Here is a 25,241-nt window from a genome sequence, read left to right on the forward strand (position 1 = left end):
AAAAATTCAAATCTATGATAAGATGCATCATACGGAGTCTTACGCAAAAAGACCCTTGCATACCAATATGCAAGGGTCTTTTTCCAACGATATGAGATCTATATAAACTTTCACGTAACAGATCGTCCCTTAATGGGCAGGCGCACTGTTCACTGCAATATCATCATATTCGTCATGAATATCTCCTACGATCTCTTCCAATATGTCTTCCATCGTAACGAGCCCTGTAACTTGGCCGCTGGCATCGGTTACAAGTGCAATATGAACCCGATTCTGCTGCATTTTAGTAAGAACATCCTTAATGGGCGAGGTCTCCTTAAGACTTGGCATCGGATGAATAAAACCGTTCAGATCAAATTCTCTGCCTGCAGCAATGCTTGTCAGCATTTCTTTCGTGTTGATAAAGCCAAGATATTGCTCTTTATTCCCTTTATTAATAACAGGGTAACGGGTGTACTCATACTGATGAATGACCTCAAGTATGCTCTCAAGGGACATATCACTGCTAAAGGTAGCTATTTTCCCTTTTGGAATCATGATCTCCTTCAATATGCGCTCATCAAAATCAAAAATATTCTTCAAATAATCAAGCTCTGTCTGATTAATTTCTCCACTCTCATAGCTGTTGTTGACAATCAGCTTCAGTTCTTCCTCTGAATACACGGTATCATGACCTGCAGGCTTCACACCAAAAATCTTCAACAAGAGGCGAGCCGAATTGTTCAGTGCAGTAATTACAGGATACATTATCTTACCGAACCAATACAGCGGACCTGCCAGCAGCAGAGTCATTCTCTCAGAGAACTGAATAGCCAGTGTCTTCGGAGCAAGCTCACCAATAACAACGTGCAGGAAGGAAACAACCGACAAGGCAATAACATAGGATAATACCGTCGATAGGGCTGCCGGCAGATTCCAGCTATCAAAAACCGGATGAAGCATTTTCTCGACTGTTGGTTCACCCAATGCACCCAGAACGAGCGCCGTAATCGTGATTCCCAGCTGACACGCCGATAGATAATAATCCAGCTCATGTGCGACCTTTTTGGCTAGAACAGCCTTCTTGTTGCCTTCCGCAATCAATTGGTCGATCCGTGACATCCTCACCTTGAGAATCGCAAATTCAGCTCCAACGAAGAATGCTGTCAGTCCAATGAATACAGCTACCAAAAACAAATTTAATGCAATTGTTCCGTCCAATGATTTCCCTCTTATAAGAGGGATTCACCTCCAGAGTCCTATAGTATTTTACATATTTAAGATCTACAAAAAACAAAATTATTGTTGAATTTTACTTAATACGACCTGCTTGATTTGGAAGTTATCCATCTCCTTGACCTTCCATACCTGCTCATCCTGTTCAACGACATCGCCTTCCTCAAGAGAAGCCCCCCGCTTGGATTGAATCCAGCCGGCAATCGTATCTACCTCATCAGCTCCGTCAAATATGAAGCCGAATTGCTTCTCCAGCTCATCCAGTAAGACTCGGCCACTGATTAGATATTCGTTCTCTCCAAGCTGCTGGATGTCGGCCTTCTCATCACTGTCAAATTCATCGCGAATCTCGCCAACGATCTCCTCTAGAATATCCTCCATCGTTATAATCCCGGAAGTACCGCCGTATTCATCAATAACGACTGCCATATGCACCCTTTGCTGCTGCATTTTGATCATCGCTTCCTGAATTGGTGTAATTTCCGAGACATACGGCAGCTCACGCACAAATTCTTCAAGGCGATGCTCACTTCCGTCTACGATATGAGGGAGCATCTTCTTCACGTTGACTACACCGATAATTTTGTCCTTATCTCCAGCTTCAACAACCGGATACCGTGAGTAATTATACTCATCAAAAATAGGAACAATATCTGCATAAACCATGTCGATATCGAGCGTTACCAGATCCACACGCGGAACCATGATGTCTTTCGCGTCCCGTTCATCAAAGGAAAATACATTTTCCATATAAGCAAGCTTTGTCTGATTGATCTCGCCGCCTTCGTAGCTCTGATTCATGATGATCTTGATCTCATCCTCAGAATACGCCTGTTCGTGACCCGCTGGCTTAACCCCGAAAGCACGCAGCATAACGCGTGAAGAACCGTTCAATGCCCAAATGAATGGGGACATGATCTTACCGAACCAATAGAGAGGTGCTGCGAGCAGCAAGGTCATCTTCTCCGCAAATTGGATCGCCAATGTCTTCGGTGCCATTTCACCTACAACCACGTGCAGGAAGGTAACTAAGATAAATGCAATCGCATAAGAAGCCACAGATGAAACAGCCTCGGACAAATCAAAGTAGTTAAACACCGGATACAGCAGACTCTCAACAGCCGGTTTACCCAGCGCTCCTAGACCAAGTGCAGTAACCGTAATACCGAGCTGACAGGCTGACAAATAATAATCCAGATCTGTAGCTACTTTTTTGGCAACCACTGCTTTCTTGTTTCCTTCAGCGATAAGCTGATCGATACGCGACATCCGGATCTTAACTACAGCGAACTCAGCAGCAACGAAAAACGCAGTAAGCGCAAGTAATATGACAAGTAATATTAAATTGGTAAACGTGATAATGTCCAATAATTTCCCTCTTAAGAGGGATTCACCTCCAGGAATATTTACAGCATCTCTATTGAATAACTGTATTTAAATTTAAAAGTTCGAATGAAATATACATTACAACTTCGGCCGATGAGGGGCGGTGTTCATGAGAAGAACCTTGTTCATGCCATCATGATCAGCCCGCTTGAATATTTTCCGTTCGTTTAATTGCGTCTGCGATTCAAAATACAGTAACGCCTTCCCAATGTGTCCACCTCCCCTCCGTAATATTCCTACAAGTATATCATGATTGATTGCTAACCATCCAGTTCAACGTTATGGTTACAGCTTTATAATAGCTGCCGATGCCTCAAGATCTTATACAAAAGGTAATGTTATCGTACCTTGATATAAGTCCAGCGTATGAATTCATTAAGAATGTACAAAACTCATTCTTTCTACAATATATTGAAAAGTCTAAATTATATAAACAATATATGGACCAATTAAACAAAAATTGCTCTATTAAACCCACCATTTTGCATGCCTATACCTATATATAAATGTACTTGATCCTCTTTCTCTGCTATGAAGTTAACTCACACATTACTTACAATATTGTAAGAGAAAAGAATCCATTTCATATGAATATGAAATCGATCTAAGAAAATAAAATAAAACAGCCTTTGCTTATTACGCAAAGGCTGTTCAGGTATGGGCCCTGAGGGACTCGAACCCCCGACCAATCGGTTATGAGCCGACCGCTCTAACCAACTGAGCTAAGGGCCCTGAATCAATATTCTATTACACATATGAGTACGCTGTATGTAACAATTGCGGGGGCAGGATTTGAACCTGCGACCTTCGGGTTATGAGCCCGACGAGCTACCGAGCTGCTCCACCCCGCGTCATTAAAACTTAAAACAGCGACATCTAATAATATACATGATGTGTAATAGAATTGTCAAGGCACTTTTTTTGGAGGAACGAATGCTGCTAATTACGGAATAAAACGGACACCATACCGCCCCTTACGTGATTTGTATACCTCCACCTGCTGCGGCTCATCATGTCCATAGATCCATCCGTCCTGCTCCATCCGCTTCGCGAAGCAGCCCGCCTGAAACTTACTTCCGTATAATCTTGAATAATATACCCATTTCACTCGTGTTCATCTTCCTTTGACTCCATAGTGGATGTTGTTTCCTTTCTACCATTAGGATACCCAAATGCGAAAAAAATAGCCGCAAGATGAAATTTAATCAAGCGGCCCTTTTGATCATTTTATTTAGTTTGCACCTAATTTATCCTCGAAGCTCGCCTTCGGATCTGTCTTCAGCTTCTGCAGCATTTCATTTCCATCCTGCTCCCAGGCTTTCAGTGCTTCCTTCGGTGTCTTCTTATTCTCTACAACTTCATTGAAGTATTTCTGCCCCACGGAGTCTACCTGCCATAGATTCGGCATCTTCTGGTACAGTGTGTTCATATCCGTGCTTGTCGGGGGTATCGGCTTTAATGTGTAGAAAGCGGCAATGTTATAATCTAGTCCTTCCTTAGGCTGGATATAGCTCTTCCGTGACACCATCTCATAGCTGCTCCTTGCCTTGACCTTAGCCCATTCTTCACCGTTCAGAAACTTAATGAATTCCCATGCATCCTCTGGATTTTGAGCATTGCTGTTAATGGCCATCAGGCTGCTTAAATATACACTCCCGCCAATGCCCGGTTTCTCCTGATGTACAGGAGGAGTCACTACATCCCAATCAATCGGGTCAAACTTATCATCCGTTTCAGCGTACTTGTTATCATTAATCAGCCTTGTGACATAACTGTAGTCCGAAACAACCATAGCGAGCTTTCCTTCCATAAACATATTGCCTTGAAAAGGATTGAACTCGGTCTGCTCCGTTTGATATTCAAACATCTCCTGACCAGGCACAATTTTGTCCCGAGCCAGAGTAGCCACAGTATCCCACACTCTCTCCCAGGAATCATTGTTGACTGTCATCGTTTCCGCCTTGTCATCAAAGGTACGCAGCTGCAATGGACCAGCATACATTTGAACATTGTAGAACGGATCTCCGGCATATTGACTAAAGGAGAAGCCGTAAACCCGATCCTTGCCTTCACCACTCGTTACACGTCTTGCAAGATCAAATATATCTTCCCAAGTCGCTCCATCCGCCGGTGGTTCGACCCCGGCCTTTTGAAAAATCGCTTTGTTATAAAACAATGCAGAGGATGAAAAAGTAGGTGTCAGTGCATACAAGTTGTTATCTCCCATATCCTTGATCCCATCCAGCACAGTCGGCACAATATCCGTCGTATCAAACTCATCCTCGGCAATAAGCGGATCAAGCTGTGTCAGCATATTTTCCTGAATAAGCGACTTTAAGAGAGAGGTATCTCCGACAATGACATCCACTGGATTCTCGCCGGTCATCAGCTTCTTGACTGCTTCCAAGGTGTCTGGCTGCTCTGGCTGTTCATTCTTGGTATAGTCGAAATATTGATACTGATCCTGGTCTACTGCAGGTACAATTTCGATCGTTATATTGTCATTCAGCACCTCAAAAATATCCGTATACTGCTGTCTAAAATAGGTGTCATCATTACTTCCGTACACGGTCCCGATTCGAAGCACTCTCTCCTCTTGATCTTCAGATGGTTCATTAGAAGTACATGCTGCAAGAAGTGGGGTCAGCAAAGTCATACATGTCAGCATAGCGATGACGGGTCGACTAAATACAGATTTCTTTATCATTCCCATTCTCCCTTTCTATGGTTACTTAGGCTGCGTAATGACGATACGCTCACCATCAAACTCAAGAGTAGCCCGATTATCAATAGACAGCGCTTCTAAATACTCTCTCGGCACTTGAAGACGGCCTGCTCGATCGATAATGACAAACGCTTCATGCACCTCGCTCATGCCTGGAACAACCTCTGTGTCCAAATTGGCGTTGCGTTTCACAAATTCGGTGCTGGTAAGCCCGTCACGAATAGCAACAATTCGGTCTACCTTATTAGCTAGGGCCAGATCATGAGTGACAATGACAACACTGACGGCCAGTTCCCGATTGAGCTTGCGAAATATATCCATGATCCGGTCGCTTGTCTCGCTGTCAACAGAACCTGTAGGTTCATCAGCAAGGAGCAGACTCGGCCGATTGGCCAGAGAGATCGCAATAGCGACCCGCTGCTGCTCTCCCCCTGATAATTGCTGAAGTCTGCTGTGCATTCGGTGCTCAAGCCCTACCCATTCAAGCAGCTGTTTTGCATAGCTCCGATCATATTTCCCCCCAAGCATCATCGGTGTTTCCACATTTTCGAGAGCTGTCATGTAGGGAAGCAAATTCCGGCCATTGTTCTGCCAGATAAAGCCGACGGTGTGTCTCTTGTATTCCACAAGCTGTGCTTCGGTCATCTTGAGCAGATCCCAATCTCCCACAACCGCTGTTCCAGCAGAAGGACGATCCAGCCCCCCCAGGATATTAAGCAGTGTTGATTTGCCGCTGCCGCTGTTGCCAATAATGGCCATCATCTCACCATCTTCGACAGTCAGGTTCAGACCTTGAAGAGCTACCACTTCAACCTCGCTGGTTTTATAAATCTTGACCAATCCTTCGCAGTGAATCATATCAGCGCTCCTCTCCCATCTTCACAGCCTGATGTACTCTGAGTCTGCGAATTTGCCATAACAGCATCACTGCTCCAATGAAGAGCATGACTCCGGTTACGATATACAGCTGATTCGTATCACTGGCTTCGAACACGATCCGGAACGGAGGCACCTGAGTCTCTACATTATCTGTCGTCTGCAGGAATGGAAGAAACATTCTGCTGGCCAGCTGACCTATACCGATCCCTAGTGCTATGGATAACCCTGCCGTAAATACCTGTTCGAGCAGCAGCATCCCGCTCAGCTGACCTCTGGAGAGTCCCATCGCCCTCAGCACACCAAACTGAACGACTCTGCCTGACAGATTGAAGAACCAATACAGTACATAACCAATTAATGAAATAATAATGGAAACAAGAAATCCAAGGCTTAATATTCCAAAAACTCCGCCTCGCGAAGGATGCTTGCTCTCTGCAACAAGCTCGGTACGTACATCCTTTACAGAGGACAATTCGATCCCTGCATCGGCTAACTCCGTCATCAGAGGAGCAACTAAAGCATCGGGCTCCATCTTGAGCCACACCTCGTATGGAATCATCGGAACCTGGTCGTAGATATAATCCAAATTGGCAATGAAGAATGGTGTCTGATCCGGGTATTGTGCCGGCCAGTATGGCAGAATACCAAATACAACAAATTCGATCATCTGCTCCTGTAGAGCAATGGAAACAATGTCTCCACTTTCCAGCTGATATTTCTCCGCAAGATTGGAAGGAATAATGACGGCCCCTTCATAATGACCAAGCAGATCAAGATAACGATTCGGATGAGCTGGAAATAGATCATTACGGAACCAGGCCACCTCGGCAAAATCTACATTATCGATGCCTACAATCATTCCCTGACCTGCTGATTTACCCGAGACAATGACATTCCCTTTGGTTTGCAGAACCCTGGCAGCGTGCTCTACGCCTGGCAGCTGCCTGAATACTTCAAAAGGCGGCTCAGAGTATATCATTCTACCAGGTGCTGCGCCGCCTCCACCCGGGCCCGGATTCCCTCCACCGCCGGAATTGCCCCCGCCTCCTGGACTTCCACCGGGATTGCCGCCTGTATTTCCTCCATTGTTATTTCCTCCCCCGCCAGAACTGCCCCCAGGCTCGTTCGGGTTGCCTCCCCCTCCCGAATTTCCTCCGTTGACTGGAGTCAATTCAGGGGACCCTTCCCATACCGTCTGCATAACGACATCCGTCCCATATTCATACAGCGTACGTTCTGTGGAGTTCAGATCAATGGTTCTTGCAGCAGATGCATTGTACACACCCAGTCCCAGAGTCAATACAAGCAGGATCATAAGCGGGTAATAAGAAGATGAAGACCGAGAGAGCTGAGTCAGCGTTAGATAGAGTGGAACCGGAAAAATTTTGCGGCCGATCCACTGGATCAGTTTGAGAATCAACGGAAATAACCTCAAAAAGAACAGACCCATAGCAAATATTGCGATGGCGGGCACAAAAAATAAAAATGGCTGCACCTGCAATTGATCGGTTGTCATTCCTGTTTGAAAGGTGAGCATCTGGCGTTCGTAGAACAGATAGTAGCCGTACCCAGAAATACCGAGCAATAAAATATCGAGATACCACCGCTGCCATATCGGCTTACGATCACTTCTCGCCTGTCGGCGCTTGGCATCCACAATTGTCGCTCTTGCATAATTAATTGCCGGAATAACGGAAGCGATCATGGACGCAATTACCGCAACAAGGCCTAGCCAGAGTGCATCCTGCGTTACACCTACAGGTATGGCTTTGCGATCAACGAACTCCAGGAATCCGCTGGCAGACCCTATGCTCTTCGCCATAAACCAGCCAAGAAATGGACCTGCCATCATAGCTGCCGCGCCGAGTATTAGACCCTCCAGCAAATACAATAAAATAATCTGTCTGGCCGATGCTCCCCGGCTCCGCAGAACAGCAATATCACTCTCCTGCTTCTGAAGCGATTGTCTTGCGTTCATGACGATAAAATAGAAGACCATGGCAATCATCGGAACCGCAAGTGTGAACAGCATGGTCTGCAGCTGCAAGCTCTGGGCTCTAAAGTTAGCAAGCAAATCACCGAAGGAGATATCGACTTTGGTGTCCTTTAATCGTTGATACAGTTCGATATCCAACCGTTCGAGTGTTCTTCCTAGACCTGGAAGCTGGCTCGTTTGAATCTCACCCAGATCAAAGGCGTAGTACCATCTGGAGGTCTGAAGCGGAACACCTTTTTCACTCAGCAAATACGTATTCATCACTTCCGGATCAATATACAGTCCATTCATCATTCCTTCAAATCCCTGGAACCAATAAGGATCGGTCAGATCATCCGGAGTAAAAACACCAGTAATTTTGACCCTCAGCGTCAGATCAAGCCCGCTGTATACCGGATATTCCAGGATGTCACCGACATGCAGGTCGTTTCGATACATACCTTCCTCAAGCATCGCTGCCTCAATCACGTTATCCCGCACCTGATTGCCTGGCATAACACCTTGAGTCACTGTTACATGATCTTCTAAATCAGTCATTGAGCCAGCGGTCATGGTCCTGATTCTGCTGGCGTCAACTTTGGTAGGATCTTCAGGACTAACTTCCGTGCTGCGGATCGTACGGACGTTAAGATAAGTATTGTGATCGAAGCCGATGCTGCTCGAAACATCTTCCCTAATATATCGATCCACTTCGTTCAGCGAGGCAAGGTCTGTCTTCGTTCCTCCTGCCGCCTGATAGCTCATGAGCAGAGAACCTGCAGGCATACCACTGCTCTCTTCTTCCAAAGACTGAGCGACGACACGCTTTAACGCTCCATCTGCATACATGGGGATGCTGACGGTGAAACCTACAGCCACAATAAGACCAAGCAAGGTGCTTAGCGTGAGCCATCTGGTGTTCCACATTTTTCGAGCCAAGAGGCGCAACAAGGGCATTCCTTTCATTACCTTCCGACCACCTTCTGTCCGGGCGTCAGACCTTTGAGGATTTCAACATCCGTCGATGTCTGCTGACCTACCTCAACGTCAACCTCCCTCTTGCTACCATCCGCCTCTACAACTTGTACATAAGTTCTGGATCCAATGGATCGAAGTGTAGAGATCGGTATTAAAACAGCATTCTCCTTACGCTGAGTTACAATCGATACGGTAAGGGGGGTACCGCGATTTAAGCCTTTAGGCCAATCATCCAGCTGAGCAATGACATATTGGTCCAGTGATTCCTGTGCAGGAGGTGTCCCTGCTCCTCCTTCTCCTCCAGAACCCGTTTCTTCGGCCAATTCCATAGGCATCACCTGAATGCTACCTGTGTGCGTACCTGCCCCATTGATATCCACTTCAGCCTTCATTCCTTGTGCAATGACTTCCAGATCCTTCTTGGCAAAAGTAGCGGCAACAACGAGATTGGATGTGTCAGCAATAGTCGCAATCGGATCGTATGCCTTCACAGCAGCTCCTTTTTCCACCTGAACACTCAGCACGGTGCCTGCAAAAGGGGCTGACAGCGTTGATTTGCCTACCTGCTCCTCCAGATCGGCCAGTTCCTGTCTTTGCTCTTCAAACGTAATTACAGCTTCTTCATATTCGACAGGGTCCATCTCGTCTTTTTTGCGGAGTGTCTCCTTCATCTGAACTTCCGCTTTTCGAATCTGCAGCTTCTTCTGGCGAATCTGCTTCTCCAGCTCCTCCACATCCAGCACAGCAATTTGCTGTCCAGCCTTTATCTTATCTCCCGGTTTGACGAACAGCTCCTTGATGTGCATGCCATCCAGTGTAAAATAAACCTTCTCCTCTCTCTGACTCATCAGCTTGCCGGAACCCGAAACCTTGGTTTCAATCGTTTCTGTACGAACCTCATATTCCGGTTTCTTGGATATGGTCGGCGGTGTGATCGGGGGTAGTACCTCCTCTTCTGGTTCTGCCGGTAGTAAGGAACAGCCGCTGAGCATAAGACCTGCTGCACCAACTAGTGCAATGCTCCGAAGGCGTCTCTTCCAGCTGGTATAGGATTCGTTATGTAATGAATTTACCGTCCACCATCTCATGAACATGGTCTGCAACCTCCAAAATCGTAGGATCATGTGTCGTCATGCAGATCGTTACTTGCTCTGTTGCAATCATATTTCGAAAAACGGCCATCACTTGTGCTCCCATCTTGGAATCAAGCTCTGCCGTTGGTTCATCCGCGAGCAGAAGCTTCGGGCGGTGTGCTATGGCCTTGGCTATTGCGACTCTCTGCTGCTCTCCGCCTGACAGCTCAAAGGGCCGGTGCTTCGCTCGTTTGGTAAGGCCCACCATATCAAGGCAATAAGCCACCCTCTCCTTCCATTCACTCCTTGGAACATTCGCCATCCGAAGGGACAGCTCTACATTTTCCCATGCAGACAGTAAGGGCATCAGAGCATACGCTTGAAAAATAAACCCAATATCCTGTCGTCTGAGCTTGGTGCGACTCCCGTCTCCTGAATCATGCAGGGGCCTTCCATTAAAATAGATCTCACCACTGGTTGGCTGATCAAGGCCGCCCAGCATATTTAGCAAGGTCGTCTTCCCCGAGCCTGACCTTCCTTTCAGCATAACAAGCTGCTCCGCATGGACCTCTAGATCAATGCCTTTCAGTACATGAATCGCCTTCCCCCCCGTCTCAAAGCTGCGATGAACATTGCACACCTTAAGAACAGGCTCGCTAGATTCCAGCTGAGATGGATCCGAATCCGAGTGTCCTATAGACTCGTTCTTCTCTTCTATGCTGATCATCTCAAGAGAAGGCTCTCTCTCAGGCAATGCATTATTCTCCTCCTGAACAAATATAGAAGAACGTTTGTCATCATCCTGCGTTTTTCTGCTGCGAAATGGGTTTCTTATAACAACTCACCCCCAAACACTACAAGGAAATAACTAGAATATAATTACAAATATTTCTATCTGCATTATAAACGACAGGAAACAGGAATAAGTTACAACCTTTTAAAGATAAATTTCATTTGTTTGGATCAACAAAAAAACGGCCCTCCGCAGGGCCGCCTATCTATAGAACCTTTTATATTACACTCCAAATGAACTTGGATCTTCACGCCAGGAGCGAAGCAAAGCCAGATCCGCCTCGGCAATAGCTCCTTCACGCAGAGCCACTTCAGTCAGCGCTGTATAATTGGACAAGCTTTGCAGTGGAATTCCTGCTTCTTCAAAAGCCTTCGCTGCCCGATCCAGCTGATAGCTGAAGATTGCCAGTACGGCAAGCGCATCAGCACCCGCTTCCTGTACCGCCTTCGCAGCCTTCAAAGAGCTTCCGCCAGTGGAGATTAAATCTTCAATGACGATGACTTTTTGCCCCTCGCGGACAAGTCCCTCAATCAGGTTTTCTTTACCGTGTCCTTTGGCCTTATCGCGAATGTAAATCATCGGAAGGCCCAGCTTCTGCGCAACGAATGCGGCATGAGGTATACCGGCCGTTGCTGTTCCCGCGATCACTTCTGTTTCGGGATATTGCTCGCGGATCACAGCTGCGAACGATTCAGCGATGAGATCACGGATTTCGGGATAAGACATCGTGAGCCGATTGTCGCAATAGATCGGAGATTTAATGCCGGAGGTCCAGGTAAAAGGCTGATTCGGGCGCAATGCCACCGCCTTAATCTGTAACAATTTGGATGCCAGCTGTTCTGGAATTTGCGTTAGTGTTGTCATTGATTCATCATCTCCTCAATAATTTGCTCTACTGCTGCTCTTGGGTTCTCACTGGCTGTTATAGGTCTGCCCACAACGATGTAGCTGCTGCCTCCAGCAATGGCTTGTCCGGGTGTAAGAATTCGGGACTGGTCACCTACCGCACTTCCCGCAGGGCGAATCCCTGGTGTAACTGTATAAAACTGATGTCCACAGGCTTCTCTGATTGCAGCTACCTCCAGTGGTGAAGCAACCACACCGTGAAGTCCCGCTTCCTTGGTGAGTAAGGCATAGCGCACAACAGCCGTCTCGACATCGCCTGGAATGCCTATTTCATCGTTCATCGTCGCTTGATTGGTACTTGTCAGCTGGGTTACTGCGATAATCGTCGGAACTGTAAGTCCTTCCTCCTCCGCTGCCTGTTTCGCTCCTGTCAGTGCAGCAGACATCATCTCCTTGCCCCCCGCTGCATGAACGTTGAACATATCCACACCCAGCCGGGTTATGCTATGTGAGCCACCCTTCACTGTATTGGGAATATCATGCATTTTCACATCCAGAAATACAGAATACCCTTTCGCCTTCAGCTCTTTCACAAAGGATGGTCCTGCCGTATAGAATAGCTGCATTCCGACTTTCATGTAACAAGGTATTCCCTCAAGACGGTCGATCAGCTGTCTGGCACTGTCTGCATCTGGATAGTCCAATGCGACCATGAGGCGTCCGGCCATCTCTTTATATTCAGAAGTTAATTGCATCCGCCGCTCTCCTCCATTCCATTTCTTTTGTTCGTTATAAAGGACATCGGATAAAGCCCGCTGATTCAGAGCTCTATCGATGTCCTTAAGATATTGTTTATACGAATCAGCGGCTGAACGCTGGCATGGATTCGGAGGAGAAGTTAATGGTCTCCAGCATTTGCAGAAGCGCGCGTACTGTATCCAGAGAAGTCATACATACAACCCCGTTTTCAACGGCTTCCCGGCGAATACGGAATCCGTCACGCTGCGGCGTTTTACCTTTTGTCAGCGTATTGAATACGAAGTTCGCTTCACCTGTACGAATCATATCCAGAATGTTCGGGGTTCCTTCGCTCAGCTTGTTGACTGTTTGCACCGGAATTCCCGCCTTAGCGAGTGCTTCCGCAGTACCGCCAGTTGCAATAATCTTGTAGCCAAGCTTGTAGAAGCCGCCGAGCAGAGATACGGCCTCGTCTTTATCTTTATCCGCTACAGTGACGATGATGGCACCGGAAGACGGAATCTTCATGCCCGCTCCAATCAGCCCTTTATACAAAGCCTTCGCGTAAAGTACATCACGGCCCATAACTTCACCCGTAGATTTCATTTCAGGTCCCAGCGTAGGTTCCACACGGCGCAGCTTCGCGAAGGAGAAGACCGGTACTTTAACCGATACATGGTCACTCTCCGGCCATAACCCATCCACATATCCTTGATCAGCTAGCTTGTTGCCAAGAATTGCCTGGGTAGCCAGATTCGCCATTGGAATACCGGTTACTTTACTCAGGAATGGAACGGTTCTTGAAGATCTAGGGTTTACCTCGATGACATACACATCATCCTGATAGATAACAAACTGAATGTTCACGAGTCCAATCGTTTTGAGTTCCTTCGCAATTCGGATCGTGATATCCACAATTTTTTCTTTCAGATGTGCTTCTAAATGCTGCGGAGGATATACCGCAATCGAGTCACCGGAGTGAACACCTGCGCGCTCCACATGCTCCATAATGCCCGGAATCAGGACCGTTTCACCGTCACAGATTGCATCGACTTCAACCTCTTTACCCAGCATATAGCGGTCAATCAGCACCGGGTGCTCAGGATTAATCTTCACCGCCTGCTCCATGTAGCTGAGCAGCTCGCTGTCAGAGTATACAATCTCCATCGCACGTCCGCCAAGTACGTAGGAAGGACGCACCAGCACCGGGTACCCCAGACCTTGTGCAGTGCCGACGGCCTCGTCTACAGAAGTAACCGTGCTGCCTTGCGGCTGTGCAATCGACAATCGGGACAGCAGTGCTTCAAATTTCTTGCGATCTTCGGCTTCGTCAATGCTCGCAAGATCCGTACCCAGTATCTTCACACCTGCTGCGGCCAGCGGTGCAGCCAGGTTGATTGCGGTTTGTCCACCGAACTGCACGATGACGCCGATCGGGTTCTCCTGCTCAATTACGTTCATTACGTCTTCGAAGAACAATGGCTCAAAGTAGAGTCGGTCAGACGTATTGAAATCCGTGGATACTGTTTCAGGGTTATTATTGATAATAACCGCTTCGTATCCCGCATTTTGAATCGCCCATACCGCATGGACTGTTGAATAGTCGAATTCGATACCTTGGCCGATCCGAATCGGACCCGAACCCAGTACCACAATCTTCTCCTTGTCGGAAGGAAGAACCTCATTCTCGGTTTCATAGCTTGAGTAGTAGTAAGGTGTGGTTGCTTCGAACTCCGCTGCGCAGGTATCTACCATTTTGTAGACAGGGCGCAGGTTTTGAGCCTCACGCATTGCACGGACTTCACTTTCCTTCGTATGAGCAGACCCTGGTTGACCTTCAGCACGAAGCTCGGCAACGGCGCGGTCAGTAAAGCCCATGCGTTTCGCTTGATACAATGTTTCCGCAGTCAGTTCTTTCTCTGACCGAATCTGGTCTTCGAATTTGACGATGGCTTCAATCTTATCAAGGAACCACCAGTCGATCTTCGTAATATCCTGAATTTCTTGAAGTGTGTATCCACGACGGAATGCTTCAGCGACTAAGAACATACGCTCATCGTCCGGTTTAGCAAGGCGGTTTCTAAGTACCTCATCTTCGAGTGTTGCCGCTTCTTTTAGATAGATGCGGTGGACACCAATCTCGAGAGAGCGGACAGCCTTATGGATGGACTCTTCAAAAGTACGCCCAATCGCCATAACCTCGCCGGTTGCTTTCATTTGAGTACCCAGCTTGCGGTTGGCGGATGTAAATTTATCGAATGGCCAGCGCGGAATTTTACTTACAATGTAGTCCAGCGTCGGCTCAAAGAATGCATAGGTTTGACCTGTTACCGGGTTAATGATCTCATCCAGTGTGTAGCCGAGTGCGATCTTAGCTGCCATTTTGGCAATCGGATATCCCGTTGCTTTGGAAGCCAGTGCAGAAGAGCGGCTGACACGCGGATTAACCTCGATAACATAGTATTGGAAGCTTTGCGGATCCAGTGCAAATTGCACGTTACATCCACCCTCAATGTTCAAGGCACGGATAATTTTAAGTGACGCCGAGCGAAGCATTTGATATTCACGGTCGGACAGCGTTTGGCTTGGAGCCACGACGATACTATCGCCTGTATGCACGCCTACCGGGTCAAAGTTCTCCATGTTGCAGACAACGATACAGTTATCGTTAGCATCCCGCATGACTTCATATTCGACTTCCTTCATTCCCGCGATACTCTTTTCAACGAGGCACTGTGTAATCGGGCTGTAACGAAGACCCGAAGCTACGGTCTCAAGAAGCTCTTCTTCATCTGCACAGATACCGCCTCCTGTTCCACCCAGCGTATAAGCAGGTCGAACAATGATTGGGTATCCAATCTCATTTGCGAATTTTACTGCTTCTTCTACTGTTGTTACAATCGTGCTTTCGGGTACCGGCTGTTCCAGCTCACGCATCAGTTCACGGAACAGATCACGATCTTCCGCTTTCTCAATCGAAGTAAGCTGGGTTCCGAGCAATTTTACATTTTCACTTTCCAGTACGCCGGCACGAGCCAGCTCCACTGCCATGTTAAGACCGGTTTGGCCCCCGAGCGTTGGAAGCAGGCCGTCTGGACGCTCCTGACGAATGATTTGGGTGACAAAGTCGAGAGTGATCGGTTCGATATATACTTTGTCTGCCATATTGGTGTCAGTCATAATTGTAGCTGGGTTGCTGTTAATAAGAACAACTTCCACGCCTTCTTCTTTGAGCGCTTGGCACGCTTGGGTCCCGGCATAGTCAAACTCTGCAGCCTGACCGATGACGATCGGGCCGGACCCGATGACAAGAATTTTCTTGAGGTCTTTATTAATAGGCATGTTAGCGTGCTCCTTTCCCTGCTGCGGCAAGAACGGCTTGGCGCGGCTTCTGCGGGTTGTTTTGTTTATGTTCACGAATCATATCAAGGAAGCGGTCGAACAGATAGGAATTATCCTGTGGACCTGGTGCTGCTTCTGGATGATACTGCACTGAGAAAGCAGGGTATTTGGTATGCTTCAACCCTTCAATCGTTTTGTCATTGTTGTTGATATGTGTAACTTCCAGATCTGTTCCTTTAATGGATTCTTCGTTAACCGTATAGCCGTGGTTCTGGGAAGTAATATAGCAGCGCCCTGTTTCAAGCTCCTTTACCGGATGGTTACCGCCGCGATGTCCGAATTTCAGTTTTTCCGTATTTGCACCTGCTGCCAGAGCGAACAGCTGATGTCCCAGACAGATCCCAAAGATCGGATATTCACCCAGAAGCTCAGATACCATCTTGACTGCATGAGGCACGTCTTTTGGATCCCCAGGGCCGTTAGAGAGCTGAATTCCGTCCGGATTCAATCTGCGGATCTCTTCTGCCGTCGTGTCATGAGGTACGACCACAATGTCACAGCCGCGCTTGTTCAGCTCACGCAAAATCCCTGTTTTCGCACCGTAGTCGACAAGTACGATTTTTTCGCCGATGCCAGGGCTGTTATATACATGTTTCGTAGAAGTCAGAGGCACCTGGTTGCGAAGCTCATCAATCGTCGTATCACCCATCATTTCCAGAAGCTCTTCAACCGACTTGGAGCCTGTTGTCAGAATTCCTTTCATGGTTCCCTGATGGCGAATGCGGCGTGTCAGCATCCGTGTGTCGATATCGCTGATTCCGATAATTCCGTGCTCTTTGAGCAGCATGTCAATGCTGTATTCAGCGCGCCAGTTGCTTGGCACAGGTTCATACCGGCGGGTTACAAACCCATGCACATATGGACGGATCGATTCAAAGTCATCCCGGGTAATGCCATAGTTTCCGATCAGCGGATAGGTCATTGTTACAATTTGTCCGCAGTAAGAAGGATCAGAGAGCACCTCTTGGTAGCCCGTAATTCCTGTATTAAAAACGACCTCACCTGTTTGCTCACCTTCAGCCCCGAATGCTCTGCCTGTGAACAATGTGCCGTCTTCTAGTAATAATCTTGCTTGTGCCTGCATCCAACTCACTCCTTCGTTGTATCTCTTTCATATTTAAAATGTGCTTACATAATGAATTGATAAGATAATAGTGCGTAATCCATTGATTACTTGCTTAGCTTAATGTTGGATCAGAGTATACCTTCTTGCCGTCTACAAAAGTCATAACCGGCCAGCCCTTGAGCTCCCAGCCTGTAAATGGAGTATTGCGTCCTTTGGTCGCAAACTCGTTCGGATCAACCGCGCGAAGTCCTTCAAGATCAATGATGGTGACATCCGCAATGGCCTCCTTCTCAAGGCGACCTGTATCCAGTCTGAATACCCGCGCAGGCTCCGCTGTCATTTTGTCAACAAGAAACTTGAGCGTCCATTTTCCTGTTTCCACGAACTTGGTATAGAGCAGCGGAAATGCGGTCTCAAATCCGACAATTCCGAACGGAGCGAGCTCCATCCCCTTGGCTTTCTCCTCCGCGCTGTGAGGTGCATGGTCAGTGACGATCATATCGAGCGTTCCGTCCTCAAGCCCCTTGATGCAGGCTTCAACATCACGACGGGATCGAAGCGGAGGATTCATCTTCCAATTCGCATCCAGACCCGGAATGTCTTCATCTGCCAGTATCAGATGGTGAGGACATACCTCAGCCGTTACTTTAATTCCGATTTCTTTCGCCTGGCGGATCAGTCTTACGGATTGCTCTGTACTTACGTGGCAGACATGGTAATGAACACCTGTTGCTTCTGCCAGCAGAATGTCGCGTCCTACATGGATTGCCTCAGACTCGTTTGGAATCCCTTTGAGTCCATGCTTCCTTGCGAACTCTCCTTCGGCTACACATGCGCCTTCTACCAGAGAGTTATCTTCACAGTGAGCAATGACCGGCATATCCAGCGAAGCCGCTAAGGCCATCGCATCCTTCATCATCTGCGCGCTCTGCACACCAACACCATCGTCTGTAAAACCGATCGCCCCTGCTGATTTAAGTGCTTCAAAGTCGGTCAGCTCACGGCCCAGTTCATTGATCGTAATAGCTGCATAGGGCAGTACTTTTGCCAGATTTGCTTCCTGTGCTTTATTCAGCACCAGCTGCACCGTTTCCGGATCATCTGTGACAGGTCTCGTATTCGGCATGCAGGCGATGGTAGTAAATCCGCCTTTTACAGCAGAACGGCTGCCGGTTTCGATCGTCTCTTTATGCTCAAATCCCGGCTCCCTAAGATGTACATGCATGTCGATCAGCCCCGGGACAACCAGCTTGCCTGCCGCATCAATTTCTTCTACATCTGTATTTTCTGATGCGAAGTGACCTGCATTTTCATTCATAATGTCTACAATTTTGCCATCCGCTATCATAATGCTTTTCCGTTCAAGTTCCCCTTCTTGATTCAGCACGTTCGCATTCTTTATAAAATAAGCTTTCATTTAGATCCTCCGCTCCGGTCACCCATCTACGTTATTCAAGATGTTTGTACCTGTTTAATGTTGGTAGCTGATATTTTACTCTGTCTTGTCTTCTACTCTCATTCCTATTTATAGAAGCAATGCGCGTTCCATAACCGCCATCCGGATTGGAACTCCGTTCGACATTTGCGGGAAGATCCGGGAAGCCGGACTCTCTACGACCGCGTCATCAATTTCAACATTCCGGTTTACCGGAGCAGGGTGCATGATAATTGTGCTTGGATTCAGCTTCGCGGCACGCTCTTCTGTAAGTCCGAACTGCTCACGATACTCATCTGCCTTCATATCAATGCCTTTATCATGTCTTTCCAGCTGAACTCTCAGCATCATGACTACATCCGCCTTGAGTGCTTCATTAATGCTGATATAGGGCGCGTGTGCTTCGAGCTCAGGAGCCTTCATCATGTCTGGTGCACAGAACTTCACGTTCGCGCCAAGTTTTTGCAAGGCCCACAGATTGGAGCGTGCTACTCGGCTGTGCTTGATGTCTCCGATGATGGACACATTCAGTCCCTTGAGGCTTCCAAAAGTCTGACGCATGGTATACAGATCCAGAAGCGCCTGTGTTGGATGCTCGTTATTCCCGTCTCCTGCGTTAACCAGGGGCACTTTCACCTTCTCAGCAAGCTGCGCAAGTACACCTTCCGGCTTCAATCGAATCACGCCAGCGTCAATTCCCATCGATTCAAGCGTGCGTACCGTATCGTAGATCGACTCTCCCTTCGCTACACTGGAAGCCGCCGCAGCGAAATTTAATACTTCAGCACCCAGTCGTTTCTCCGCCATTTCAAAAGAAAATCTCGTACGTGTGCTGTTCTCAAAAAACATGTTTGCTACGAATTTGGACGCAAGCACCGGAACAAGCTTCTCCTCTTGTTTATCCCAGTGTGCCGCCCGATCCAGAATTGACTCGATCTCACTTGCTGCCAGACCCTTCAGTCCCAGCAGGCTGCGCTCTCTAATACTTTTTGCAGTTAGTATCATGCTTCATTCCCCCGGTTCTGATTAATGGTGACTTCGTCTTTACCATCAACTTCGATCAGAGCAACCTCGATCGATTCCGATCTTGAGGAAGGAACATTCTTCCCGATAAAATCAGGTCTAACCGGCAGCTCGCGATGACCGCGGTCTGCAAGTACGGCAAGCTGTATCATTTGGGGGCGGCCGATATCCATCAAGGCATCCATTGCAGCACGAATGGTTCTGCCTGTGTAGAGGACATCGTCGAACAAAATTACTTTTTTATTGTGAATGTCAATGTCCAGCTGCTGCTTCATACTTTGTCTTACATCTGCCTCCACATTCCGGTCATCCCGATAAGGGGTGACATCGAGGTCAATGCAGGGAACCTTCTTCCCTTCAATTTCCTCGATCTTTGCTGCGATGCGTTCTGCGAGATATACACCGCGTGTGCGGATGCCGACAAGAATACAGCCTTCAATCCCTTTGTTTTTCTCCAAAATCTCATGTGCAATCCGGGTGAGTGCTCTGCGAATTGCGATCTCATCCATAATGACGTGTGCTTCACCGCTCATGTTGTTTAACCTCCTCCTGGGTTTCCTTGCTTTCTTATGGTCCCGTGATGAGATAAAAAAAACTCCCTGCCGTTAAACTTGGGCAAGGAGTCTCAAAACCACGGCTACGCACGCCGGGTTACTAAGCTCTAAAGGACATACGGAAACAGCAGCCGCAGCTAAAGATCCGGGTCCAATCACGTTACCTTGCCAGTCTCACGGGACTGATTTAAAGGTGCTATTCATGTTATTGCGCCGGCATGTAACCTCTCTGGATTACTCACATTCCTACGCAATTTTTCATCGACATGAATTATGACAGAAAGCTTATCCTCTGTCAACACCTTAACCAAAAAGAAGCACCAAGTGAAGTAATAAACATTACACAGCGATGAGATTTATACAAAATTATCAGAGAAATATACATTAAACATTCATTATTTTTAATAATTATACAATAAGTTCGTATATTTATCCACTGTTCTTTTTTGATGCTTAATTATCTGCACAGTGACCTTTGGAGCGATCCTCATTAACCGGATTCAGGCATTGTACGCAAAAAAAAGAGACCCCTAAACAAAGGGTCTCTTACCGTACGTATTTAATAATTAATGGTCATCCTTGGCAAGTCTGCGGAACATAGCTGTAATACCGATTCCGCCCAAGACCATAATAACTGCGATCATTGCGATAAATTCCATAAAATTATGCCTCCTTCATGGATTTCTTATATATAGTTTACCTCAATTCAGAGGACTTTTATTAATCAATCCGTGACAAAACTATGAAAGGTACCACATGGTATATTGGGATTAGGATTAGAATTCGAACTGAATATCACTTAGCCGGCGTTTTATTTCACCGATTACACGCTGCTCCTCTTCTTCACCGCTTGCTTCGAATGTAACAGAGAAACGGACAAAATGACCGGCATCGTCCCACGGAACAGAAGAAATGAGCTTCTCACGTATCAGAAACTGGGAGAAGTCTTCAGCGGATTCAAAACGCCGGCCCCCAACAATTCCTGATGGAGCTTCAACGTACAAGTAGACGGAACCTTTTGGCTTCTCTACTCGGAAGCCCAGCTCATTTAATGCCTGTACCAGCATATCATGACGACGGGAGTACTTCTCTGTCATTTTCAACGTAATTTCTGGATGTGCAAGTCCATAAGCAGCTGCTTTTTGAATAGCCATAGATTGCCCTGAATCATGATTGTCTTTTATTTCGCTGAACGCCTTTACAACAAGCGGATTCCCCGCTGCAAACCCCATGCTCCAGCCTGACATATTGAACGACTTGGAGAGGGAATGAAGCTCTACGCCCACATCTTTGGCACCTGGTACAGACAAGAAGCTGAATGGCTTGAGACCATCATACGTAAGAGCTGCATAAGCTGCATCATGCACTACAATCACATTGTACTTCTTAGCCCACTCGATAACTTCAGTGAAGAATTCAGCTGTTGCGCTAGCACCTGTTGGATTGTTCGGATAATTCAAATAAATCAGCTTCGTACGAAGGGCAATCTCTTCTGGAATCGAAGCGAGGTCGGGCAGGAAATGGTTCTCTTTGGTCAATTGAACATTGTAAACCTCTCCGCCCAAATACTTCGTATGCGCTCCCATAGCAGGGTAACCCGGCACAGTCAGAACAGCAACATCACCTGGATTGATAAATGCAGAAGGAATGATGGCCAGAGCGGAGTTGGATCCGGAGGAATAAACGACCTCCGTCTCAGGATCGATATCTTCTACACCGAATACCTCTGCAAGATATGCTGCAGCCGCTTCTTTAAATTCTGGAATTCCATTATTTGCATACCCGCGATTTTCCGGCTTCGCAGCCTCTGCAGCTAGTGTCGCAGCGATTCCTGTATCCATCATTTCATTTGGATCGTAAGCGCCCAGGTTAATCAGTTCAATGTCGGGAAAATTTTTATTCGCCGCTGCCATTGCGCGTTTGATTATATCCAATTTATTGTTGTTTGCCGATTTACCATAGTTCGGACCGCCGATTCGATCAGCAAAGCAATTCTGAATATACGTTTCTTGGTATTTGTCAATGCTCATGAGTGTCCCATCCTCCCTTGTAACCAGTTTGCATTTCGGAAAATGCCTGTCACACTTATTACCCATTGGATTGAGGTTTTCCACCAGTTTGCATTCAATCACCATGAAATATTCAGGCATGCTGTAGTTTCTCTTCTCAATAAATCATAAAGAAAGGGCCGCACATCACTGCGGCCCTTTCGGTTTCTATATAAGAATCGAACATATAAATGAACAGCTTATCTGCTTCGAAGTGAAGCGAGTACATCTTCCATATCTTGAGGCAGAGGGGCGTTAAATTCCAGTGTTTCGCCTGAATCCGGATGAACGAAGCCCAGCGTTGCCGCATGTAATGCTTGTCCATTCATCTTCACACCCTTGCTTCGTCCATACATCGGATCTCCAACAAGCGGATGACCAATAAACTTCATATGCACCCGAATTTGATGTGTTCTTCCGGTCTCCAGCTTGAGCTCTAACAAGGTGTAATCCCCAAGCCGCTCCATCACGGAAAAATGAGTCACCGCATGCTTGCTGTTACGCTCCGTTACGGTAAACATCTTCCGATCGTGTGCATCACGGCCAATAGGCGCATCAATGGTCCCCTGATCATGCTGAACATGTCCATGAACCAGTGCAATATAACGTCTATTGACACTATGGTCTTTAAGCTGAGCCGCAAGCGATGCATGGGCTTTATCATTCTTCGCAGCCATCAGAAGTCCTGACGTATCCTTATCAATTCTGTGTACAATACCTGGACGCAGTTCTCCGTTGATACCAGACAGGTCATGGCAATGATACATCAGTGCATTTACTAACGTGCCCGAGGCGTGGCCTGGCGCGGGATGTACAACGAGACCTCTCTGCTTATTTACCACAATGACACTCGAATCTTCATAAACCACTTCAAGCGGGATATTCTCGGGCAGTATTTCGACTGCAGCAACCTCGGGTACAACAAGCACAATCTTGTCTCCAGCCGCCAGTTTATAGTTCGACTTTACTTGGCTGCCGTTCACGGTCACCTGACCATCACCAATCCAGATTTGAACCTGGGAACGCGATACGCCCTCCATACTGTCAGCAATATATTTATCAATTCGTTCCTTAGCGAAATCCGCCTCAACGGTCCATTCTTGGATGTCCTGGCCTGATTCCTGATCGGACCGATCTGTCATAGATTTATTCCTTCCCTTCCTCTTGGCTCTGTGCCGCCTGCTTCTCACGTCTTGATTCAAGCAGTGTGTCCAATATGATTAAGCCTACACCGACGACAATCGCAGAATCGGCGATATTAAAGATCGGAAAGGTGTAGCTTCCAAAATTAAATTTAAAGAAATCGACAACCTCGCCCATCAGCAGTCGATCGATAAAGTTGCCAAGTGCACCGCCAAGCACCATAGCAAGAGCTACAGGTAATATTTTATCCGGCTGTGATTTCACCTTGTAGATATACCAGATCAAGGCTACAGCTACAATCGTTGTTACCACGATAAAGAACCACGTCTGACCCTGCAAAATACCGAAGGCCGCTCCACGATTCCGATGGGAAGTGATCAAGAAGAAATCGCCAATTACGGATATTTCCTCCCCAATGGTCATCCGAGTTGCAACAAGCCATTTTGTACCCTGGTCCACTAGAAAAACAATTAGTGCAATGACATAATATATCACCTTTTTTTGTCACTCCGATCCTTCTCTTTTACCATTCCATGGGTAATGCCTCGTATATTGTAGCACAAGGTCACGAACAGCGTCTATTTTAAGCTGGCTCCTGGGAATGGACGGCCATGGTGAATCATTTTTGCAAAATCCTCCTTCTCTAAAATTGAACAAATCAGCACACTCTATACAGACAAACCGATGAAGGATAAGTTCAACTAAAGGAGTAGACCGCCATGACGCATCTGACGAAGCAGGAATGGAACAGCTTGAAGAAGCAGCTTCTTGAGCAGCAACACGATATCGAGCAGCGCGAGAAGGAATCCGATCATTACGGGCTTAGTGGATCAACACGTTATGAATCCGGAGAGTTAACGACTTTTGATAATCACCCGGGTGATGTTGCAACAGAAATGTATGAACGTGAAAAAGATATTTCGCTGAATGAGCACGATGAATTTATGCTTGAACGAATCACAAGCGCGCTGAATCATATGGAAGAGGGCGATTACGGTATATGCGCCGTATGCAGCAAGCCGATTCCTTATGAACGCCTAAATGCAGTACCGTATACCATTTATTGTAGAGAGCATGCGCCTGAAACCTCGGTATCTGAGGACCGTCCGATCGAGGAGGAATTTCTAAGCCCTCCGTTCGGCAGAACAAGCCTGGATGAAAAGGATACCCAGAATGGATTTGATGGTGAAGATACCTGGCAGATTCTCGAAAATTACGGAAATTCCAACAGCCCCGCTCTTCAGGAAGGCAACAATAACGATGATTATGATGCCATGTACATGGAGGCTGCCGAGGAGATTGATGGCTGTGTTGAAGCGTATGAGAGCTTTCTCGCGACAGACATTTACGGCCAGAACGTATCCGTTGTACGCAACAAGCAGTACAGAAGATATTTGGAGAATCACGAGGGCATGAGCATTTTGGAGCCGGATGTTATTGAAGATGAACTATAGTTCGTCTGCCTAGAGCGAATACCATCTAATGCTTAAGCGCTCTAATATGTATCCAGCTCCAATTGTCTCTGTACGATGCGGACAATATCGGCAATGTAATCCCCGACAATCGGTAAATTCAGCGCGCCAAGCAGCTGAAGAACATACACAATTGTCGCAGCAAAAAAGGTGAATCCGATCGCAATCCCGACCCCTCTTGCTGTTCCGGATAACAAATTAAGCCAGATCAGTCGCAGAGGCTTGTGCAGCAGTCTCGTATAATCTGCAATCCTTGATTTCTCCAGATCAAGAGCGAGCTTCTGAAGAACACTATGCATCTCATCCATCTGTTCGTCCATTTGCTTCACTTCTGCGGAATAATGCTGACGAATGCGTGATCTTCGCCGAATATTGTTCATAACGAAAAAGGCCTCATTCCTTCAATTATTTCAGTAAATATGAAACGAGCCGTAAGACGAGGGAGTTATCCTTCGGCATTAGCGGCTCGCTTTCACATGCAATTCTTTGC

Annotated in this window: 20 protein-coding genes and 2 tRNA genes; 1 reads left to right on the forward strand and 21 read right to left on the reverse strand. The window is 47.0% G+C overall.

Going from position 1 to position 25,241, the window contains the following annotated elements:
* Positions 1–129: 129 nt before the first annotated feature.
* The 20 genes from BK126_RS14160 to lspA form a co-directional block, all read right to left on the reverse strand.
* The gene (locus BK126_RS14160; RefSeq protein ID WP_076313209.1) at positions 130–1,200 is read right to left on the reverse strand and encodes a hemolysin family protein; all 1,071 of its coding nucleotides are present in this window, start codon (positions 1,198–1,200) and stop codon (positions 130–132) included.
* Between the two features lie 78 nt (positions 1,201–1,278).
* A complete protein-coding gene (locus tag BK126_RS14165) occupies positions 1,279–2,583 on the reverse strand; it encodes a hemolysin family protein (RefSeq protein ID WP_076313210.1) in 1,305 nt (434 codons plus the stop codon).
* 676 nt (positions 2,584–3,259) lie between these two features.
* Positions 3,260–3,333, reverse strand: a tRNA-Ile gene (locus tag BK126_RS14170).
* Positions 3,334–3,378: 45 nt separating this feature from the next.
* Positions 3,379–3,452: transfer RNA gene (locus BK126_RS14175), tRNA-Met, on the reverse strand.
* 92 nt (positions 3,453–3,544) lie between these two features.
* Positions 3,545–3,709 (reverse strand): hypothetical protein, encoded by a 165-nt coding sequence (locus tag BK126_RS29435; protein ID WP_170862441.1) that lies wholly within the window; start codon positions 3,707–3,709, stop codon positions 3,545–3,547.
* 123 nt (positions 3,710–3,832) lie between these two features.
* On the reverse strand, positions 3,833–5,308 hold the full coding sequence (locus tag BK126_RS14180; protein WP_143757724.1) for an ABC transporter substrate-binding protein: 1,476 nt from the start codon (positions 5,306–5,308) through the stop codon (positions 3,833–3,835).
* Between the two features lie 21 nt (positions 5,309–5,329).
* Entirely contained in the window at positions 5,330–6,184 is an 855-nt protein-coding gene (locus BK126_RS14185) for an ABC transporter ATP-binding protein (RefSeq protein WP_076313212.1), read from the reverse strand.
* A 1-nt stretch (position 6,185) separates the two neighbouring features.
* Entirely contained in the window at positions 6,186–9,146 is a 2,961-nt protein-coding gene (locus tag BK126_RS14190) for an ABC transporter permease (RefSeq protein ID WP_076313213.1), read from the reverse strand.
* The gene (locus BK126_RS14195) at positions 9,146–10,252 is read right to left on the reverse strand and encodes an efflux RND transporter periplasmic adaptor subunit (RefSeq protein ID WP_076313214.1); all 1,107 of its coding nucleotides are present in this window, start codon (positions 10,250–10,252) and stop codon (positions 9,146–9,148) included. The genes BK126_RS14190 and BK126_RS14195 overlap by 1 nt, the downstream gene beginning before the upstream one ends.
* On the reverse strand, positions 10,215–10,985 hold the full coding sequence (locus BK126_RS14200; protein ID WP_371264563.1) for an ABC transporter ATP-binding protein: 771 nt from the start codon (positions 10,983–10,985) through the stop codon (positions 10,215–10,217). The genes BK126_RS14195 and BK126_RS14200 overlap by 38 nt, the downstream gene beginning before the upstream one ends.
* 261 nt (positions 10,986–11,246) lie before the next feature.
* Positions 11,247–11,888, reverse strand: coding sequence for an orotate phosphoribosyltransferase (pyrE, locus tag BK126_RS14205; protein WP_076313215.1), 642 nt, complete (start codon positions 11,886–11,888; stop codon positions 11,247–11,249).
* Positions 11,885–12,625 (reverse strand): orotidine-5'-phosphate decarboxylase, encoded by a 741-nt coding sequence (gene pyrF / locus BK126_RS14210; protein WP_076313216.1) that lies wholly within the window; start codon positions 12,623–12,625, stop codon positions 11,885–11,887. Before pyrF ends, pyrE begins: the two co-directional genes overlap by 4 nt.
* A 106-nt stretch (positions 12,626–12,731) precedes the next feature.
* Positions 12,732–15,950, reverse strand: coding sequence for a carbamoyl-phosphate synthase large subunit (gene carB / locus BK126_RS14215; RefSeq protein WP_076313217.1), 3,219 nt, complete (start codon positions 15,948–15,950; stop codon positions 12,732–12,734).
* A 1-nt stretch (position 15,951) separates the two neighbouring features.
* Positions 15,952–17,094 (reverse strand): glutamine-hydrolyzing carbamoyl-phosphate synthase small subunit, encoded by a 1,143-nt coding sequence (gene carA, locus BK126_RS14220; RefSeq protein ID WP_076313218.1) that lies wholly within the window; start codon positions 17,092–17,094, stop codon positions 15,952–15,954.
* Between the two features lie 94 nt (positions 17,095–17,188).
* Positions 17,189–18,493 carry a dihydroorotase gene (locus BK126_RS14225; protein WP_076313219.1) on the reverse strand — a complete coding sequence of 435 codons (1,305 nt, stop codon included), beginning with the start codon at positions 18,491–18,493 and terminating at the stop codon, positions 17,189–17,191.
* Between the two features lie 108 nt (positions 18,494–18,601).
* The gene (locus BK126_RS14230; protein ID WP_076313220.1) at positions 18,602–19,516 is read right to left on the reverse strand and encodes an aspartate carbamoyltransferase catalytic subunit; all 915 of its coding nucleotides are present in this window, start codon (positions 19,514–19,516) and stop codon (positions 18,602–18,604) included.
* On the reverse strand, positions 19,513–20,067 hold the full coding sequence (gene pyrR / locus BK126_RS14235; protein ID WP_076313221.1) for a bifunctional pyr operon transcriptional regulator/uracil phosphoribosyltransferase PyrR: 555 nt from the start codon (positions 20,065–20,067) through the stop codon (positions 19,513–19,515). The genes BK126_RS14230 and pyrR overlap by 4 nt, the downstream gene beginning before the upstream one ends.
* A gap of 797 nt (positions 20,068–20,864) precedes the next feature.
* Entirely contained in the window at positions 20,865–22,118 is a 1,254-nt protein-coding gene (locus BK126_RS14240; RefSeq protein WP_076313539.1) for an LL-diaminopimelate aminotransferase, read from the reverse strand.
* 218 nt (positions 22,119–22,336) lie between these two features.
* Positions 22,337–23,278 (reverse strand): RluA family pseudouridine synthase, encoded by a 942-nt coding sequence (locus BK126_RS14245; protein ID WP_076313222.1) that lies wholly within the window; start codon positions 23,276–23,278, stop codon positions 22,337–22,339.
* Positions 23,279–23,282: 4 nt separating this feature from the next.
* Positions 23,283–23,774, reverse strand: a complete 492-nt coding sequence (gene lspA, locus BK126_RS14250; RefSeq protein WP_076313223.1) for a signal peptidase II — start codon at positions 23,772–23,774, stop codon at positions 23,283–23,285.
* 224 nt (positions 23,775–23,998) lie between these two features.
* Between lspA and BK126_RS14255 the strand changes: the two genes are divergently transcribed.
* Complete coding sequence (locus tag BK126_RS14255) at positions 23,999–24,733, forward strand: TraR/DksA C4-type zinc finger protein (protein WP_076313224.1); 735 nt, start codon at positions 23,999–24,001, stop codon at positions 24,731–24,733.
* A gap of 41 nt (positions 24,734–24,774) precedes the next feature.
* Here BK126_RS14255 and BK126_RS14260 read toward each other — a convergent pair whose 3' ends face one another.
* Entirely contained in the window at positions 24,775–25,059 is a 285-nt protein-coding gene (locus BK126_RS14260; protein ID WP_370510325.1) for a DUF5665 domain-containing protein, read from the reverse strand.
* Positions 25,060–25,241: the final 182 nt, after the last annotated feature.

Source organism: Paenibacillus sp. FSL H7-0326 (genome assembly GCF_001955535.1).
Classification (GTDB): Bacteria; Bacillota; Bacilli; order Paenibacillales; family Paenibacillaceae; genus Paenibacillus; species Paenibacillus shunpengii.

Bases quoted from the DNA above. Each gene is read 5' to 3' on its own strand.
- carB (WP_076313217.1), bottom strand. From the start codon at position 15,950: ATGCCTATTAATAAAGACCTCAAGAAAATTCTTGTCATCGGGTCCGGC.
- BK126_RS14245 (WP_076313222.1), bottom strand. From the start codon at position 23,278: ATGACAGATCGGTCCGATCAGGAATCAGGCCAGGACATCCAAGAATGG.
- BK126_RS14225 (WP_076313219.1), bottom strand. From the start codon at position 18,493: ATGAAAGCTTATTTTATAAAGAATGCGAACGTGCTGAATCAAGAAGGG.
- pyrR (WP_076313221.1), bottom strand. From the start codon at position 20,067: ATGAGCGGTGAAGCACACGTCATTATGGATGAGATCGCAATTCGCAGA.
- BK126_RS14190 (WP_076313213.1), bottom strand. From the start codon at position 9,146: ATGAAAGGAATGCCCTTGTTGCGCCTCTTGGCTCGAAAAATGTGGAAC.
- BK126_RS14185 (WP_076313212.1), bottom strand. From the start codon at position 6,184: ATGATTCACTGCGAAGGATTGGTCAAGATTTATAAAACCAGCGAGGTT.
- pyrE (WP_076313215.1), bottom strand. From the start codon at position 11,888: ATGACAACACTAACGCAAATTCCAGAACAGCTGGCATCCAAATTGTTA.
- BK126_RS14260 (WP_370510325.1), bottom strand. From the start codon at position 25,059: ATGGATGAGATGCATAGTGTTCTTCAGAAGCTCGCTCTTGATCTGGAG.
- pyrF (WP_076313216.1), bottom strand. From the start codon at position 12,625: ATGCAATTAACTTCTGAATATAAAGAGATGGCCGGACGCCTCATGGTC.
- BK126_RS14195 (WP_076313214.1), bottom strand. From the start codon at position 10,252: ATGTTCATGAGATGGTGGACGGTAAATTCATTACATAACGAATCCTAT.
- BK126_RS14255 (WP_076313224.1), top strand. From the start codon at position 23,999: ATGACGCATCTGACGAAGCAGGAATGGAACAGCTTGAAGAAGCAGCTT.
- BK126_RS14230 (WP_076313220.1), bottom strand. From the start codon at position 19,516: ATGATACTAACTGCAAAAAGTATTAGAGAGCGCAGCCTGCTGGGACTG.
- BK126_RS14180 (WP_143757724.1), bottom strand. From the start codon at position 5,308: ATGATAAAGAAATCTGTATTTAGTCGACCCGTCATCGCTATGCTGACA.
- carA (WP_076313218.1), bottom strand. From the start codon at position 17,094: ATGCAGGCACAAGCAAGATTATTACTAGAAGACGGCACATTGTTCACA.
- BK126_RS14240 (WP_076313539.1), bottom strand. From the start codon at position 22,118: ATGAGCATTGACAAATACCAAGAAACGTATATTCAGAATTGCTTTGCT.